General features: G+C 48.0%; 18 protein-coding genes. 16 read left to right on the plus strand and 2 right to left on the minus strand.

The genetic code is table 11. The features are described from left to right. Nucleotides 1-14: 14 nt before the first annotated feature. Nucleotides 15-287, minus strand: coding sequence for a type II toxin-antitoxin system RelE/ParE family toxin (locus MAMMFC1_RS10830; protein ID WP_126308528.1), 273 nt, complete (start codon nt 285-287; stop codon nt 15-17). Further along, nucleotides 277-501 (minus strand): TA system antitoxin ParD family protein, encoded by a 225-nt coding sequence (locus MAMMFC1_RS10835; RefSeq protein WP_126308529.1) that lies wholly within the window; start codon nt 499-501, stop codon nt 277-279. Before MAMMFC1_RS10835 ends, MAMMFC1_RS10830 begins: the two co-directional genes overlap by 11 nt. Before the next feature lie 385 nt (nt 502-886). Here MAMMFC1_RS10835 and MAMMFC1_RS10840 point away from each other — a divergent pair, with 385 nt between their 5' ends. The 16 genes from MAMMFC1_RS10840 to flgF all read left to right on the plus strand — a co-directional run bounded on the left by MAMMFC1_RS10840 (nt 887) and on the right by flgF (nt 14,812). Continuing rightward, nucleotides 887-1,099, plus strand: a complete 213-nt coding sequence (locus MAMMFC1_RS10840; protein WP_126308530.1) for an AtpZ/AtpI family protein — start codon at nt 887-889, stop codon at nt 1,097-1,099. A gap of 67 nt (nt 1,100-1,166) precedes the next feature. Beyond that, the gene (locus tag MAMMFC1_RS10845; RefSeq protein ID WP_126308531.1) at nt 1,167-1,652 is read left to right on the plus strand and encodes an ATP synthase subunit I; all 486 of its coding nucleotides are present in this window, start codon (nt 1,167-1,169) and stop codon (nt 1,650-1,652) included. 10 nt (nt 1,653-1,662) lie between these two features. Then, nucleotides 1,663-2,337, plus strand: coding sequence for a F0F1 ATP synthase subunit A (gene atpB / locus MAMMFC1_RS10850; protein ID WP_126308532.1), 675 nt, complete (start codon nt 1,663-1,665; stop codon nt 2,335-2,337). Between the two features lie 91 nt (nt 2,338-2,428). Further along, the gene (gene atpE, locus MAMMFC1_RS10855) at nt 2,429-2,677 is read left to right on the plus strand and encodes a F0F1 ATP synthase subunit C (RefSeq protein ID WP_126308533.1); all 249 of its coding nucleotides are present in this window, start codon (nt 2,429-2,431) and stop codon (nt 2,675-2,677) included. Nucleotides 2,678-2,765: 88 nt separating this feature from the next. Then, the gene (atpF, locus tag MAMMFC1_RS10860; RefSeq protein WP_126308534.1) at nt 2,766-3,269 is read left to right on the plus strand and encodes a F0F1 ATP synthase subunit B; all 504 of its coding nucleotides are present in this window, start codon (nt 2,766-2,768) and stop codon (nt 3,267-3,269) included. Further along, complete coding sequence (atpH, locus tag MAMMFC1_RS10865) at nt 3,263-3,802, plus strand: ATP synthase F1 subunit delta (protein ID WP_126308535.1); 540 nt, start codon at nt 3,263-3,265, stop codon at nt 3,800-3,802. Before atpF ends, atpH begins: the two co-directional genes overlap by 7 nt. A gap of 318 nt (nt 3,803-4,120) precedes the next feature. Beyond that, nucleotides 4,121-5,650, plus strand: coding sequence for a F0F1 ATP synthase subunit alpha (atpA, locus tag MAMMFC1_RS10870; protein WP_126308536.1), 1,530 nt, complete (start codon nt 4,121-4,123; stop codon nt 5,648-5,650). Between the two features lie 6 nt (nt 5,651-5,656). Next, nucleotides 5,657-6,508 (plus strand): ATP synthase F1 subunit gamma, encoded by an 852-nt coding sequence (atpG, locus tag MAMMFC1_RS10875; RefSeq protein ID WP_126308537.1) that lies wholly within the window; start codon nt 5,657-5,659, stop codon nt 6,506-6,508. Between the two features lie 37 nt (nt 6,509-6,545). Beyond that, complete coding sequence (gene atpD / locus MAMMFC1_RS10880; RefSeq protein ID WP_126308538.1) at nt 6,546-7,955, plus strand: F0F1 ATP synthase subunit beta; 1,410 nt, start codon at nt 6,546-6,548, stop codon at nt 7,953-7,955. Between the two features lie 3 nt (nt 7,956-7,958). Continuing rightward, nucleotides 7,959-8,363, plus strand: a complete 405-nt coding sequence (locus MAMMFC1_RS10885; protein ID WP_126308539.1) for a F0F1 ATP synthase subunit epsilon — start codon at nt 7,959-7,961, stop codon at nt 8,361-8,363. A gap of 282 nt (nt 8,364-8,645) precedes the next feature. Next, nucleotides 8,646-9,905: a UDP-N-acetylglucosamine 1-carboxyvinyltransferase gene (gene murA / locus MAMMFC1_RS10890; RefSeq protein WP_126308540.1), complete on the plus strand. Its 1,260-nt coding sequence runs from the start codon at nt 8,646-8,648 to the stop codon at nt 9,903-9,905. Between the two features lie 299 nt (nt 9,906-10,204). Further along, entirely contained in the window at nt 10,205-11,257 is a 1,053-nt protein-coding gene (gene spoIID, locus MAMMFC1_RS10895) for a stage II sporulation protein D (protein WP_232035411.1), read from the plus strand. Nucleotides 11,258-11,463: 206 nt separating this feature from the next. Further along, entirely contained in the window at nt 11,464-12,219 is a 756-nt protein-coding gene (locus MAMMFC1_RS10900) for a M23 family metallopeptidase (protein ID WP_126308542.1), read from the plus strand. 254 nt (nt 12,220-12,473) lie between these two features. Continuing rightward, nucleotides 12,474-12,731 (plus strand): sporulation transcriptional regulator SpoIIID, encoded by a 258-nt coding sequence (gene spoIIID / locus MAMMFC1_RS10905; protein WP_126308543.1) that lies wholly within the window; start codon nt 12,474-12,476, stop codon nt 12,729-12,731. A 203-nt stretch (nt 12,732-12,934) separates the two neighbouring features. Further along, nucleotides 12,935-13,966 carry a rod shape-determining protein gene (gene mreB / locus MAMMFC1_RS10910; RefSeq protein ID WP_126308544.1) on the plus strand — a complete coding sequence of 344 codons (1,032 nt, stop codon included), beginning with the start codon at nt 12,935-12,937 and terminating at the stop codon, nt 13,964-13,966. A gap of 87 nt (nt 13,967-14,053) precedes the next feature. Continuing rightward, on the plus strand, nt 14,054-14,812 hold the full coding sequence (gene flgF / locus MAMMFC1_RS10915; protein ID WP_126308545.1) for a flagellar basal-body rod protein FlgF: 759 nt from the start codon (nt 14,054-14,056) through the stop codon (nt 14,810-14,812). Nucleotides 14,813-14,837: the final 25 nt, after the last annotated feature.

A 14,837-nucleotide genomic window follows, 5' to 3' on the forward strand; every position in this document is an offset into this window, starting at 1 on the left:
TTTTTGCCGGCATTTTAATTTTTTACATCCCGGTAAAAATTTTCGTGTACTCCTAATGCCATTAACAAAATAACCTTTTCATCTGCCTCGATCTCATAGGCCAGTAAAAATAATTGGCTTTGAATTTTAAATTTATAAACTCTTATTCCGGCTAAATCTCCCCGTTTCATTTCGCCGGTTTCTGGATTATCGGCAATATGGCGAATTGCATTGTTAACTGCCGGAACTTGATTCGGATGAAGCTTCTTATAGGCTCTTCGAAAATTGGGTGTCTGTTCAATTTTCATCTCTGAACGCGAAGGGCTCCTTTTCATCCCTTAATGATTTCGCCTTTAATATTTCTTGTATAAACTCAACGGGTAAATCAGGATTTTCTAAAACAAGATGGCCAATTTTTGCCCAATATTCAATTTGCATTGGCATTGATCTATGTTCGGCATTTCCTATTTTTTCTGCGTGTTTACACAGTTCTTCGTCTATTCTTATTGATCTGGTAGCCATTTTCCACAACCTCCTTATTTTATATAATATATTGTAGTATGTTGCCGCAATTGTGTCAATATATTTATTTCGTGGTATTGTGCCGCGGGATAGACATACAAATCCAATTCCTATCCTAAAAATCTAAAACGCCATAAGACAAAGAAAGCGGAACCACCGAGACACCAAAGACGCCTTCTTTTTTCAAAAAATTCTTTCTAATTTGATTAATTATAATGGCAGCAGGAATTTGAGTAAAACATAGCGAATAGAAATATATCGAATTTTTGCTTAAAAGAAAATTTAAGGAAAGCAGTTGCAGGTTTATAGCTGTTTGTTGGTAAATAATACGGTATTATTTAGGGGATACTGGCGGTGGGAAGTATTTCACGCCGGAGGTGGCGCTGTGGCGAAAGGGGATAAAAATTCCGTGCTTAATGCTTTTGGCTTAGTGGGAGCCATTGGGCTCAACATGGCGGCAACTGCAGCGGTAGGATTTTTTGGCGGACGTTTTGCCGACAACCACCTGAACACCTTTCCCTGGTTTACGGTTATTGGCATCCTGCTAGGCATGCTGGCCGGGCTTTGGTCTACCTATAAAAAAATTATAAACCAGTAGTCCATATTGTTTTCAAGAATGATTTACTAATTTACAATTGTAATGTGCAGTGACTATAATTTAATGAATGAAGGATTGCACTGACTACGAGGATGCAAGAATGCAAACAAAACAAGGTTATATGAATGACTTTACCGGTGAAATAAGGCGCACCGTGTGGGGGGTGCTGGCCTGGGGACTGGTTACGCTTCTCGGCGCCTACCTGACGGAACGGCAGCGGCTTGTGCCCGGTTTTTTGTTGGGATTCGCCGCCAGTATAATTTATTACACGCTGATGTGTTTTAGAATTAAACGAAGCGTGGACCTGCCGCCGGAGCGGGCCATCGGCTATATGCGCTCCGGCTGGCTTATTCGCTTGAGTTTTATTGTCATGATACTTATCATATCCCTTCGTATTCCGGGAGTTGATTTTTGGTCAGCAGTAGTGGGAATGTTCTCACTTCAGATAGTTTTTCTGCTGAATGCCGCCATAATTGTGGCAGCAGGGCTTATTTCCAGAATCGGTAGGACAAGTGGTACCGAGTATGGTGAATATTTGAAAAGAAAGGAGTGAAAGCAAAACTATGGGACATGGTCATGAGATTGGCAGTCATAAGCTGGCGCATCTTGCCGGGTTGACGTTTCATCTTGACACCTTGTACATGACCTGGCTGACTATGGCGATTGTTATTTTGCTGGCCGTGCTGGCGACTCGCCGGCTTAGTCTTGTGCCGGGCGGCTGGCAGAACTGCCTGGAAATAGCCGTTACGGCTCTTATGGGCCAGATTGAGTCTACACTGGGGCCGAAAGGCCAAAAATGGGCACCCATGATTATTACGCTGTTTCTGTTTCTGCTTGTCGGTAATGAATTAGGTTTGATACCCGGATTTACATCACCAACGAACGACCTTAACACTTCCTTTGGTTTAGCGCTGATGGTGCTGGTCCTGGTACACGTTCTGGCAATCGTGAACAAAGGGCCGGTGCGCTATATCAAACATTACTTTGAACCCTTCCTACCCTTTGTTATTATTAACCTTATTGAAGAAATTGCCAAGCTGATAACCCTGTCTTTCCGGCTATTTGGCAATATCGTTGCCGGCGAAATTCTGCTCATCATTTTGGGTATGCTGGTCCCGTATGTAGTCCCGACGGCTTGGCTGGCCTTCAGTGTATTTGTCGGCCTTATACAGGCTTTTCTATTTACCATGCTGTCCATGTCGTATCTTGCCAACTCATTGCAGGACGGTCAGCATTAAACATTGCTGCCCATCCTACATTATTTAGGTATCCCAGGTATCCGTGGTATCCATTTAACAGCAAAGATTTAGACAGAAAGGGGGTTTTTTTGTGGAACATGCTATTATTATTGCCGGTTCCGCTATCGGAGCCGGCTTAGCCATCGGTCTGGCCGCTATCGGCGCCGGTATCGGCGACGGTGCAGTAACCGCGAAAGCAGTCGAGGGTATGGCGAGACAACCGGAAGCAAGAGGAAGTATCCTTGTTAACATGCTGATTTCGGTAGGTTTGATCGAAGCGCTTCCTATTATTGCCGTAGTTATCGCCATCGTACTGGTATTTGCTAATCCGTTCATTTAAGTAATGCAGCGTTATAGGGCGACTGGCAGGATCTAAAACATTCCGGCCAGCCGCTCCCCTTATACGCCGGAAAGAGGAGGGACCCTCATTGATTGATTTGAATGCGACGCTATTTGCGCAAATTATAAATTTTCTTATTTTAGTGTTAATTTTGAGCAAGGTCGCTTATAAACCGCTGATGAAGGTATTAGCCGACCGGCAGGCTAAGATTCAGGCAAGCCTGGATACTGCCGAACAGGAACGGCTGGCTGCCGAGAAGCTGAGACAGGAATATGTGGCCCAAATGGCTGATGCCCGTAAAGAGGCTCAGACCATTCTGGAAAAAGCAACAAAACTGGCGGAACAGGCCAAGGAAGATATTCTTAAAGAAGCACGGGAAGAGAGTACCCGGCTTTTGAAAGCCACCCAAGAGGAGATCGCAGTGGAGCGGGAACGGTTCTTGCACGAGATTAAAGGTGAGGTTGTGAGCCTCGCTATCACGGCAGCCGCCAAGGTGGTTGCCCAAAATCTTGACGAGCAGGCTAACGCCAAGCTGGTGACCAATTTTATCGATAGCCTGGATGAAAAGAAAATAGGTGGTCTGCCATGCTAATGAACCAGCTGGCGCAAAGATACTCTCAGGCCATTTATGAAATTGCTTCAGAAAAGAACATGATGGACCAGGTGGAAGCCCAGCTGAATTTGGTTCAGTCCGCTATTGCCGGGTATAGTGATTTGAGTACGCTTATGTATCATCCGCAGGTTCCTGCCCAAGCCAAAAAAGAGACAGTGAATAAAATTTTCGCTAACGAATTGGATGATTTTGTCCGCAATTTTTTATTCCTGCTCATTGATAAACGGCGGGAAGCGGCCCTTCCGGCCATTGTCCGGGAATATGTAAAACTGGCGAATGCGGCCCGGAATATTCTGGAAGCGGAAGTCATTACCGCTAAGGCGCTAAACCCTGAGCAACAACGGACTTTGGCGGATAAAATTTCTAAAGTTACCTGCAAGAAGGTTGTCTTGAAATCTCACGTCAATGAGGAAATTTTAGGCGGTGTTATTGTTAAAATTGGTGACAAGCTGATTGACGGCAGTGTGGTCCGCCAACTGAAATCCTTGCAGGCGGCACTCCTAGCGCAGTAGCCCAAGCCAAGTTTTTTCTTAAATCACTGTGTTGCTTTTGTATTTTCGTAACGGCTCAGCATACCTAATGCCTCGAACTGCTTAGAAATCGTTAGATGCTAGGCTCGACGAGGACCAGAACGGAAGCGTACTGGACGTACGCTGGAGTGAGGACCGCAGAAGCACGATTCTAATTTCGTTAGTGTTATCAACGTGAGTTAACTTGTCGCAGATAACAGCAACGCAGATGGTGCGGCGACGCAGCATGACGGTTTATAAGCAGTTCCCTACTTAAAGGTGAATATTCTTTCGAGGACTAAGATTGGGGTGACAAACTACATGAAAATGAAGCCAGAAGAAATAACGGCCATCATCAAGCAGCAGATTGAGCACTATCAAGTGGATCTTAATGTTGATGATATTGGTTCCGTTATTGAAGTAGGCGACGGAATTGCCCGGATCCACGGCTTGGAAAAGGCCATGGCCGGTGAGCTTCTGGAATTCCCGCATGAAGTTTTTGGCATGGTGCTCAACCTGGAAGAAGATAACGTTGGCGCCGTGCTTTTGGGCGGCGAGGTTGAAATTAAGGAAGGCGACACGGTTCGCCGTACCGGCCGCATCATGCAGGTTCCTGTGGGTGAAGTCATGGTCGGCCGGGTTGTGAATGCTATCGGCCAGCCGATTGACGGCAAAGGACCTATCAATACTACGGAATTCCGGCCGGTTGAATACCGGGCGCCCGGCATTGCCGACCGTCAGTCGGTTAAGGAACCTTTGCAAACAGGACTCAAGGCTATTGACTCCATGGTACCCATCGGCCGCGGTCAGCGGGAACTGATTATCGGTGACCGGGGTACCGGCAAGACAGCCATTGCCGTGGACACCATTATTAACCAAAAGGGCCAGGGCGTAATTTGTATTTATGTAGCCATCGGCCAAAAATCATCCACTGTCGCGCGGGTGGTGAAAACACTGAGCGACGCAGGCGCAATGGAATACACAATTGTCGTGTCCGCTGCCGCTTCCGACAGTGCGCCGCTGCAGTACCTGGCTCCTTATGCCGGGGTTACGATGGGTGAGTATTTTATGCTCAAAGGCGGGCATGTGTTGTGTGTTTATGACGATTTGTCCAAACATGCTACCGCTTATCGGGCCATGTCCCTGCTGTTAAGGCGTCCGCCGGGACGTGAGGCGTATCCGGGCGACGTATTCTACCTCCATTCCCGTTTATTGGAACGGGCGGCTAAACTGTCCAACGAACTTGGCGGCGGTTCAATCACCGCTCTGCCGGTAATTGAAACCTTGGCCGGCGACGTTTCGGCTTATATCCCGACTAACGTTATTTCCATTACCGACGGTCAGATATTCTTAGAGAGCGAGTTATTCTACTCCGGCGTTCGTCCGGCGATCAACGCCGGTCTGTCGGTATCCCGGGTAGGCGGCTCGGCTCAGATTAAAGCCATGAAGCAAGTTGCCGGGCGCTTACGCCTGGACTTGGCCCAATTCCGCGAACTGGCTGCTTTTGCCCAGTTCGGGTCCGATCTTGACAAGGCAACCAAAGCTCAATTGGATCGCGGACAGCGTATGATGGAGCTGTTAAAGCAGCCCCAATATGTTCCGATGGTGGTTGAGGAGCAGGTGATGTCCATCTACACCGGCATTCACGGTTATCTTGACGATGTTGCCGCTGCGGATGTAACCAAGTTTGAACAGGATTTCCTTAAGTTTATGCGGGCCAACTATGCCGAGGTTGCTAAAACCATTCGGGAAAAGAAAACATTGGACGCTGACACGGAAGAGGTCCTCAAGAAAGCTATAAAAGAATTTAAAGATACTTTCACCACGAATAAGATTGAAGCGGCGAGGTGATAAGATATGGCTAGCTCCGGGGATATACGCCGCCGCATAAAAAGCGTAAAAAATATTCAGCAGATTACCAAAGCCATGAAGATGGTTGCCGCTGCCCGTTTGCGCCGGGCGCAGGAACGGGCTATTGCCAGCCGGCCGTACACCGATAAAATCCAGGAAGTTCTGGCCAGCGTAACTGCCAATGCCCGGGATGCCGTTCATCCATTGTTGGCAGCGAGGGAAGTTAAGCGAACCGGATATCTTGTGCTAAGCGCCGATAAAGGCTTGGCCGGTGCCTATTCTTCCAATCTAATCCGGGAAGTATTGCCGCAGGTTTATGGCAAGGAGAACGTGCGGCTGGTTACTGTGGGCAGAAAAGCCCGGGATTACTTTCGGCGGCGGGGTTACACCATTGATGACGCATTCATAGGCTTTTCCGAAAGGCCATCCTATGCTAACGCCGTTGATTTGGCCAAGCTGATGGCGGACAAGTTTACCGCCGGTGAGTATGATGAGATTTATCTTGCTTATACCCGCTTCTATTCGCCGATTAACCAAAAGCCGACGACAGTGAAGCTGTTGCCGGTGGCGGGAACGGGCGAAGGCGAAGACCTTCCGCAAACCGAATACATTTTTACGCCTTCCGCCGAGGAAGTTTTGAATCTCTTATTGCCCAAGTATTTGGAGACAGTCATTTACGGCGCGCTGCTGCAATCGGCTGCCAGTGAGCTTGGTTCACGGATGACGGCCATGGGGTCGGCCACCGATAATGCTCAGGAACTGATCTCCAAACTGACCTTGCACTACAATAAAGTTCGCCAGGCCACCATTACCCGGGAAATAACGGAAATTGTGGGTGGCGCCGAAGCGCTTAAGTAAGACAGTTCCTAGTAAGACCAAAGGAGGGGGAACCTAAGTGAATACCGGAAGAGTTATTCAAGTTATCGGTCCTGTTGTTGACGTTGAGTTTCCCCCGGAGCATCTGCCTGCTATTTATAACGCCATCAAGATTGATGAAAAAATTGGTGACGTTCAAGTAAAGCTGACTGCTGAAGTAATGCAGCATCTTGGTGACAATACCGTACGCTGTGTGGCTATGTCGTCTACTGACGGTCTGACCCGCAGCATGCAGGCAATCGATACCGGGGCGCCAATTAAAATTCCTGTAGGCAAAGGTACATTAGGACGGGTCTTCAACGTGTTGGGAGAAACTGTTGACCACGACCCGGCGGAAGTAAAGGCTGACGATTACTGGCCGATTCACCGTCCAGCGCCAACTTTTGAAGATCAGGAGACTACCTATCAGATTCTGGAAACCGGCATCAAAGTTGTCGACCTTATCGCTCCTTATTCCCGTGGTGGTAAAATCGGTTTGTTCGGAGGCGCAGGGGTAGGCAAGACTGTTCTTATCATGGAACTGATCCGGAATATTGCCACCGAGCACGGCGGTTTCTCCGTATTTTCCGGTGTAGGTGAACGTACCCGTGAGGGCAACGACTTGTGGAATGAAATGAAAGAGTCCGGTGTTATTGACAAAACCGCTTTGGTGTACGGGCAGATGAACGAGCCTCCCGGAGCCAGGATGCGGGTTGGTTTGACCGGCCTTACCATGGCGGAATATTTCCGTGATGTCGGCGGTCAGAACGTACTGCTTTTTGTTGACAATATTTTCCGTTTTATCCAGGCCGGTTCCGAAGTTTCGGCGCTCTTGGGCCGGATGCCGTCGGCGGTAGGGTATCAACCGACTCTGGGCACGGACGTAGGAGCGCTGCAGGAACGTATTACCTCCACCAAGAAGGGATCAATCACCTCGGTGCAGGCGGTATATGTGCCGGCCGACGACTTGACTGACCCGGCTCCGGCTGCAACCTTCGCCCACTTGGATGCCACCACGGTATTGTCGCGGCAGATTGCCGAGCTGGGTATTTATCCCGCGGTTGATCCTCTGGACTCCACTTCCCGGATTATGGACCCCCATATTTTAGGGGAAGATCATTATGCAACCGCCCGCGGCGTACAGGAAGTGCTGCAGCGTTATAAAGAACTGCAGGATATCATCGCCATTCTGGGCATGGAAGAATTATCGGATGAAGATAAGCTGACCGTTTCCCGGGCGCGTAAAATCCAAAGATTCTTGAGCCAGCCATTCTTCGTGGCGGAAACATTTACCGGCACACCCGGCAAATACGTACCTCTGAAGGAAACAATCCGCGGCTTCAAGGAGATTATAAATGGCAAGTATGACGACTTGCCGGAAACTGCCTTTTATATGGTGGGCACAATTGACGAAGCGGTGGAACGGGCGCGTAAAATGAAGGAGGAATAATGAGTGGCCAACAAGATCAGGCTGGACATTGTTACTCCGGAGCGCATGGTTTATTCCGAAGACGTTAACATGGTTATCGCCCGGGCAACCGACGGGGATCTTGGTGTTTTGCCCGGACACGTTCCTTTAATTGCCGGGCTGGATATTTGGCCGCTGCGAATTCTGCAGGACGAGGGCGAGGCCCAGGTTGCCGTGTGCGGCGGTTTTATTGAAGTCCGGCCGCAGAAAATTACCATTTTAGCCGGCTGCGCTGAACTACCGGGTGAGATTGATATTGAACGGGCCGAGGCTGCTAAAGAACGGGCGGAAGCACGTTTGAAAAGCCAGGGGCCGGATATTGATGTACTTCGCGCTGAGAGCGCCTTACGGCGGGCGATAGTGCGGCTAAAGGTAGGCAGCAGCAAATAACGCATTTTAAACCGCAGAGACCCAGAGAGCACGAGAACTTCGCGCACTCTGCGTCCTCTGCGGTTTTTAATTTTCAAAAAAATTACCGAAAAATTTCATTGTATAGGATATCAAAAAAATGGCAAAAATGAATTTAGTACGAAATATGATTAATTAGAGCTCAAGGACTTAAGCCCCTTGCTTACCATATACAGTGATGATAAACTATTAAAGAGAAAAAAGTTGCTATTTGACAAAGCTGGAATAATAGTTAATTTTACCGCTGTTGTGGGAGGAACTTATGTGGAAAAGATAGTTGTTCAAGGAGGAAACCGTCTGTCCGGCAGCATTAAAATCAGCGGCGCCAAAAATGCGGTTTTGCCGATCATTGCTGCCACGCTGCTTGCGACTACACCGAGCACGCTCGAGGAGATTCCCGATCTTGAAGATGTGCGTACAATATGTGAAGTCCTGGGGCATTTGGGTGTCGTTGTAACAAAGAACACTCCTAATACCTTGACCATTGATAGCAGTAACATCATCTCGTGTGAAGCACCTTATGAACTGGTAAGAAGAATGCGGGCATCCTTTTACGTTATGGGACCGCTTTTAGCGCGTGAAAATATGGCTAAAATTTCTTTGCCCGGCGGTTGTGCTATTGGCACCCGGCCGATTGATCTTCATCTAAAAGGTTTTGAAGCGTTGGGGGCGGAGATTTTGCTGGGACACGGTTTTATTGAAGCAAAAGCGCCGCAAGGCCTGAAAGGAGCCCGAATTTATCTGGATTTTCCCAGCGTCGGCGCTACGGAGAATATTATGATGGCCGCCAGTATGGCTAAAGGTCAGACTATTATTGAGAATCCGGCACAAGAACCGGAGATTGTAGATTTGGCAAACATATTGAATGCAATGGGCGGGCGTATTCGGGGTGCCGGGACGAACATAATCAGAATCGACGGGGTCAAAGAATTAACAGGAGCTTGTTACGCGGTTATTCCGGACCGGATTGAAGCGGGGACCTATATGCTGGCGGCGGCGATAACCGGCGGCGACCTCTGGCTGGAAAACGCCTTGACCGAGCATTTAAAACCTGTAATCGCCAAATTAAGAGAAGTTGGCGTGGTTATTGAGGAAGATGTAACCGGTGTGCGGGTCCGGGGGAATGGCCCTCTGAAAGCCGTTGACGTTAAGACTTTGCCTTATCCGGGCTTCCCGACCGATATGCAAGCCCAGTTCATGGCGTTAATGACGGTAGCAGAAGGAACCAGTATTGTCACCGAGACCGTCTTTGAAAATCGCTTCATGCACGTAGATGAACTCAAGCGGATGGGCGCCAGCATTAAGATAGAAGGCCGGAGCGCAGTTGTCGAGGGCGTAAAAGCTTTGACCGGATGCCAGGTAAAAGCTACCGACCTTAGGGCGGGGGCCGCCCTGGTACTCGCTGGTTTAGCAGCGAACGGACAGACGGAAATTGGCTGCGTTCATCATATTGACCGGGGTTATGACGGATTGGTGGAAAAGCTTAAAAGCGTCGGCGCCTCTATCCAACGGGTAGGACGATAGGCGGGGGGAGTATCCAGAGGTCAGGAGTCAGAAGTCAGAATCCTTCGCTAAGGCGTTCTTCTATTTCGTCTTTTCATAACTACCTTACTACCTTTTGCATAGCTATAATAATATCCTAAACAATTCGCAGCAGGCGGCCGTTCCGGCCGCCTGCTGATTTATTTTCGGTTATCATTCAAATATACAGAATTGAGAATTAGATTAAAATACTCCGAAACGAGCGTTCGCTCATTCTGACTCCTGAATTCTGAATTCTGCCCCCTGCCCCATCAGCATACCCCTTGCTTTGTCGGCATATTATGAAACAGAAGCTGTGTTTCGACGCATGGCGAAAGGATGATGCCGGGGTGAGATATATACTGATATACGGTATATTGCTGGTAATCGCAGTAGTCATTGTCATTCCGGCAATCACTATCGGCGGACTTGGCATCGTTTTCCAGTCCAGGGTTACCCAGTCGCAAAATGAAGCCCATACAGGCGAGGATGTTTCCATTAAGGTATTTAACCATGCAACCGGGGAAATTATCACCATGAATCTGGAAGACTATGTTAAAGGAGTTGTGGCTGCCGAGATGCCGGGAGAGTTCGAATTAGAAGCGTTAAAAGCGCAGGCTGTGGCAGCGCGAACTTATGCGGTTAAGCATATGGCTTATTTTGGCGGAACAGGAACAGCGGAACACCCGGGGGCGGATGTAAGCAGCGATCCCAAGGAAAGCCAGGCCTGGCAAAGCGACAGTGTTATACAGATGAAATGGGGGCGCAACTACAAAAAGTATTGGAGCAAGGTTACGCTGGCAGTAGACCAGACAAGAGGCTTAATTGTTACATATAATGGTGAACCGATTAATGCGGTTTTTCATTCAACCAGCGGTAACCGGACCGCCAGCGCCAAAGAAGTCTGGGGATTTGATTATCCGTATCTGAGAAGTGTAGCCTGCACCTGGGATCAAAATTCTCCCAAATATCACGATGTAAAAGAGGTAACATTGGTGGAATTAGAAACTAAGCTGGGAACAGACGCAGGGATCATAGCGGCCGCCCAAGACGGTAACCAGGCCAGTATCGTCAATATTATTAACCGGACGGAATCAGGACGGGTCGACAAGGTAAGGATTGGCAACAAGATTTTCTCCGGTCTGGAAGTGAGGGAAAAGCTGGATCTGCGTTCGTCGCTTTTCGATATTGAACCTCAGGCCGATAAGCTGATTATTAAAACAGTAGGTTACGGGCACGGCGTCGGTCTCTGCCAGTATGGCGCCAATGGCCAAGCGAAGAAAGGGCGAGACTTCCGGCAGATTTTAACTTATTATTACACTGGTGTTGCTATCAGAAATATATTTGGCTCCTGATTATTACGTAAATATCTAGTAAAGGACCGGAACCGCAGAGACACAGAGGACACAGAGGGCCACAGAGAAAGAATGACGAAGAGGGAGCATGTAAAATAAAACCCTCTGTGTTTCTCTGTGCCCTCTGCGCCTTTGTGGTAAAACGTCTCTTCACGTTAACGTTTCCCTTGAATGAAAACTGGGCATAATATACTTGAGGTGATATTATGCCCGGAAAATTATTCCCGGCCTTGTTTGGTAAAGATAAAGTGATAAGATATATTTGGCGTTCCGGCGGAATTGAGGCGAAACCGGTATTTACCGCTGCCACCTTGCTGATTTTAGCCGCTATTCTCGCATTTTTCGTTATTAGTGTTTTCCAAGCCGAGAAAGAGCAGCTCCTCCTGCAAAAGGTTCAGCCTATTCAAAACCCTGAACCGCCGGTCATTAGTTCCGAAATATCCGAAATAAATAATGTCCCGGCGACACTGCCTTCCAGTACACCGGTGACAGCAGCCGAAACAGGCGACATAGAACAAAAAATTCCTGCTGGCGGACCGGGTAACGCAGACGATAGCAGCGAAAGTATTCACCGGTTACTCAACGGTAATGTGATATTGGCATTTGGTTGGCAGGAACATCCATTATTCAAGGATTGGCGTTACCATACCGGTGTGGATTTAGCGGCAGCAGAAGGACAAGCCGTTCCGGCTTTTTTGCCGGGAGAGGTAATTGATGTGAATACTGATAAACATTTAGGATTAACTGTGGTTGTGAAAAGTGAAAAATATGCTGTTTATTATGGTTCTATCGCGACAGCCAGTGTAAGTAAAGGCGATAGGGTAGCAACCGGTATGCAAATCGGGCTTATTGGGGCGGCAGCCGGGGAAAAATATGGCCCCCATCTCCACCTGGGAGTAAAATCACTGGTAACAGACACCTATATTAATCCGGCAGAAATATTTCCCGAAATCAAAAATTAACAGAAACATCGCCTGAGAGGCGCTGCAAGAAAAGAGTGAACTCCCGCTGCTATTAGTGGTAGTTCACTCTTTTGTCTGGGGTATCTTGTAATATATACCATGTACTATATATAAACTCTGTGATTAGAGTATTTTAAGAAATATCAGCTTTTTCTTACTTGATCAGCTTGTACCTATAGAGTCTTTTCCCGCCTTTTCCCGCATATACATGTTAGCAAGAGCAGAAAGGGCGTTCACAGGAGGGAGAGACTGGAATGAAAGAATATATTCGCAAACGGGTATTGGATATATGTAACCATATCATGGAAACGAAAGAAACTGTGAGACAAACAGCAACAGTATTCGGTGTCAGCAAAAGCACCGTACATAAAGACATGATAGAAAGGCTGCCGGAGATTAACAAGCGTTTAGCAGCCAAAGTGAAAAACATATTAGAACTAAACAAAGCGGAACGCCATATTCGCGGCGGTGAAGCTACAAGGAAAAAATATAAGAACGCGGAAAAAAATTAAAAAATACTAAAATTAAGCCAAAATTAACCAAAGTATGTAGTATATTGTTGATATTTAGAGGATTTTTGCTTTTTATGTAGAATAGAATATTTATATCAATTTTGAAAAATGTGTTAAAAATGTACTATCTTAGTCTGTTTTTTCTTAGCCATGATAGGACAAGCAGCGGTAAGGGATACGGCTGAAAGGAGATTCGGTTCTGCATGTTTGGGTCAATGGATATAGGAGTGGATTTGGGTACAGCCAATATATTAATATATATAAAAGGTAAAGGTATTGTGCTGAGGGAACCGTCAGTCGTGGCCATCGACCGGGACAGCAACCGCGTGTTGGCTATCGGGGAAGAAGCCCGCCGTATGCTGGGGAGGACCCCCGGCAACATTATCGCCATTCGCCCGCTGAGCGAAGGAGTTATCGCTGATTATGACACTACGGAAAGTATGCTGCGCCACTTTATCCAGAAAGTGGTCGGCAAGAAATTTTTCTTCTTCAAACCCCGGATCATGGTCTGCATTCCTTCCGGAGTTACTACTGTGGAAAAACGGGCGGTGCTAGAGGCGGCAATGCAGGCAGGAGCAAGAAAAACATACTTAATCGAGGAACCCCTGGCCGCAGCCCTCGGCGCCGGACTGGAAATCTCCGAGCCATGCGGCGCTATGGTCGTTGATATCGGCGGCGGTACCACTGACGTGGCGGTGCTAAGCCTCGGCGGAATTGTAGTCAGCGAGTCCCTGCGGCTTGGCGGGGATAAATTCGATGAAGCTTTGGTGCGGCATGTGAAGAAAGAGTACAACATCCTTATTGGTGAACGTACTGCCGAAGAAATCAAGATGACAATTGGTACCGCCTATCCTTCCGAACGGGATGAAAGTATGGAAATCCGGGGCAGAGACCTGGTATCCGGTCTACCCAAAACAATCCGTATTACTTCCGTTGAAACCAGGGAAGCGCTGTCTGAGCCAATTTCGCTTATAATTGAATGTGTCAAATCAGTATTGGAGAAGACCCCCCCGGAACTGGCCGCCGATATTGTTGACAGAGGTATTGTTATGACCGGCGGCGGCTCTTTGATCCATGGACTTGATAAATTAATTAACCATGAAACAGGGATTCCCACATATCTTGCCGAGGACCCGTTATCCTGCGTTGCTCTGGGAACAGGTAAAGCCTTGGAAGCTCTGGCAAACCTGCAGGATAGCTTAACTACGCTGAAAAAAGGCAGTATTTCTTATTAGAGGCAGTTATCTTAATTTATTAAGCAGTTCACGACCTTTGGCCAGTGAACAGGCATTTTAGTTTATAAAAAAGAGAGGTGCCCAAAGGTGATTCGTGGTATTTATACTTCGGCTTCTGGTATGATGGCCGAGACTGTTCGCACCGATACCATATCCAATAACCTGGCCAACGGCAACACCGCCGGCTATAAGAAGGATGTAGCCATCAACAAGGACTTTGCCAGCATCTTGACCATGCGGATTGAAAACGAGGAAAGCGACCCCAATATCGGCGGCATGGGGGTTGGCGTGGTAACCGACAAGATTGTAACCGTTCACAATCCGGGATCTATTCAGCCAACCGGTAATACCTTTGATCTGGCCATTAACGGCAAAGGTTATTTTGCTGTGGAAACTCCGGCCGGCATCCGTTATACCCGTAACGGCTCCTTCACCCGCAGCAACCGGGGCGAACTTGTGACTATGGACGGCTACCGGGTTTTGGGCCAAAACGGGCCGGTGCAAATCAATACCGGCGACCAAAATGTCAGCAAAATATCTGTTGACGGTACCGGTCGTATTTCCGTGGATGGTGCGGAAGTTGACCGTTTGCGGCTCGTGGATTTTGCCGATGACCAGCAACTGGGCAAGGAAGGCGCCAGCTTGTTTTTAGCCGGCCCCAATGCTGTCGAACAGGCGGCGACCGGACAAGTTAGTCAGGGTTATTTGGAGTCGTCCAACGTCAACCCCATCTCTGAAATGGTTAATCTCATTTCAGCTTATCGCGCCTATGAAATCAACGCCAAAACCGTTCAGGCCCATGACCAGTTAATGGACAAGGCGGTAAATGATGTGGCCCGGGTATAAAAATAGCGTCAATTAACATTTAATT

The organism is Methylomusa anaerophila (assembly GCF_003966895.1).
Lineage (GTDB): Bacteria > Bacillota > Negativicutes > Sporomusales > Sporomusaceae > Methylomusa > Methylomusa anaerophila.

Bases quoted from the DNA above. Each gene is read 5' to 3' on its own strand.
- mreB (WP_126308544.1), top strand. From the start codon at position 12,935: ATGTTTGGGTCAATGGATATAGGAGTGGATTTGGGTACAGCCAATATA.
- spoIID (WP_232035411.1), top strand. From the start codon at position 10,205: ATGAAACAGAAGCTGTGTTTCGACGCATGGCGAAAGGATGATGCCGGG.
- MAMMFC1_RS10835 (WP_126308529.1), bottom strand. From the start codon at position 501: ATGGCTACCAGATCAATAAGAATAGACGAAGAACTGTGTAAACACGCA.
- atpG (WP_126308537.1), top strand. From the start codon at position 5,657: ATGGCTAGCTCCGGGGATATACGCCGCCGCATAAAAAGCGTAAAAAAT.
- atpH (WP_126308535.1), top strand. From the start codon at position 3,263: ATGCTAATGAACCAGCTGGCGCAAAGATACTCTCAGGCCATTTATGAA.
- MAMMFC1_RS10845 (WP_126308531.1), top strand. From the start codon at position 1,167: ATGAAGGATTGCACTGACTACGAGGATGCAAGAATGCAAACAAAACAA.
- spoIIID (WP_126308543.1), top strand. From the start codon at position 12,474: ATGAAAGAATATATTCGCAAACGGGTATTGGATATATGTAACCATATC.
- atpB (WP_126308532.1), top strand. From the start codon at position 1,663: ATGGGACATGGTCATGAGATTGGCAGTCATAAGCTGGCGCATCTTGCC.
- MAMMFC1_RS10830 (WP_126308528.1), bottom strand. From the start codon at position 287: ATGAAAATTGAACAGACACCCAATTTTCGAAGAGCCTATAAGAAGCTT.
- atpA (WP_126308536.1), top strand. From the start codon at position 4,121: ATGAAAATGAAGCCAGAAGAAATAACGGCCATCATCAAGCAGCAGATT.
- MAMMFC1_RS10900 (WP_126308542.1), top strand. From the start codon at position 11,464: ATGCCCGGAAAATTATTCCCGGCCTTGTTTGGTAAAGATAAAGTGATA.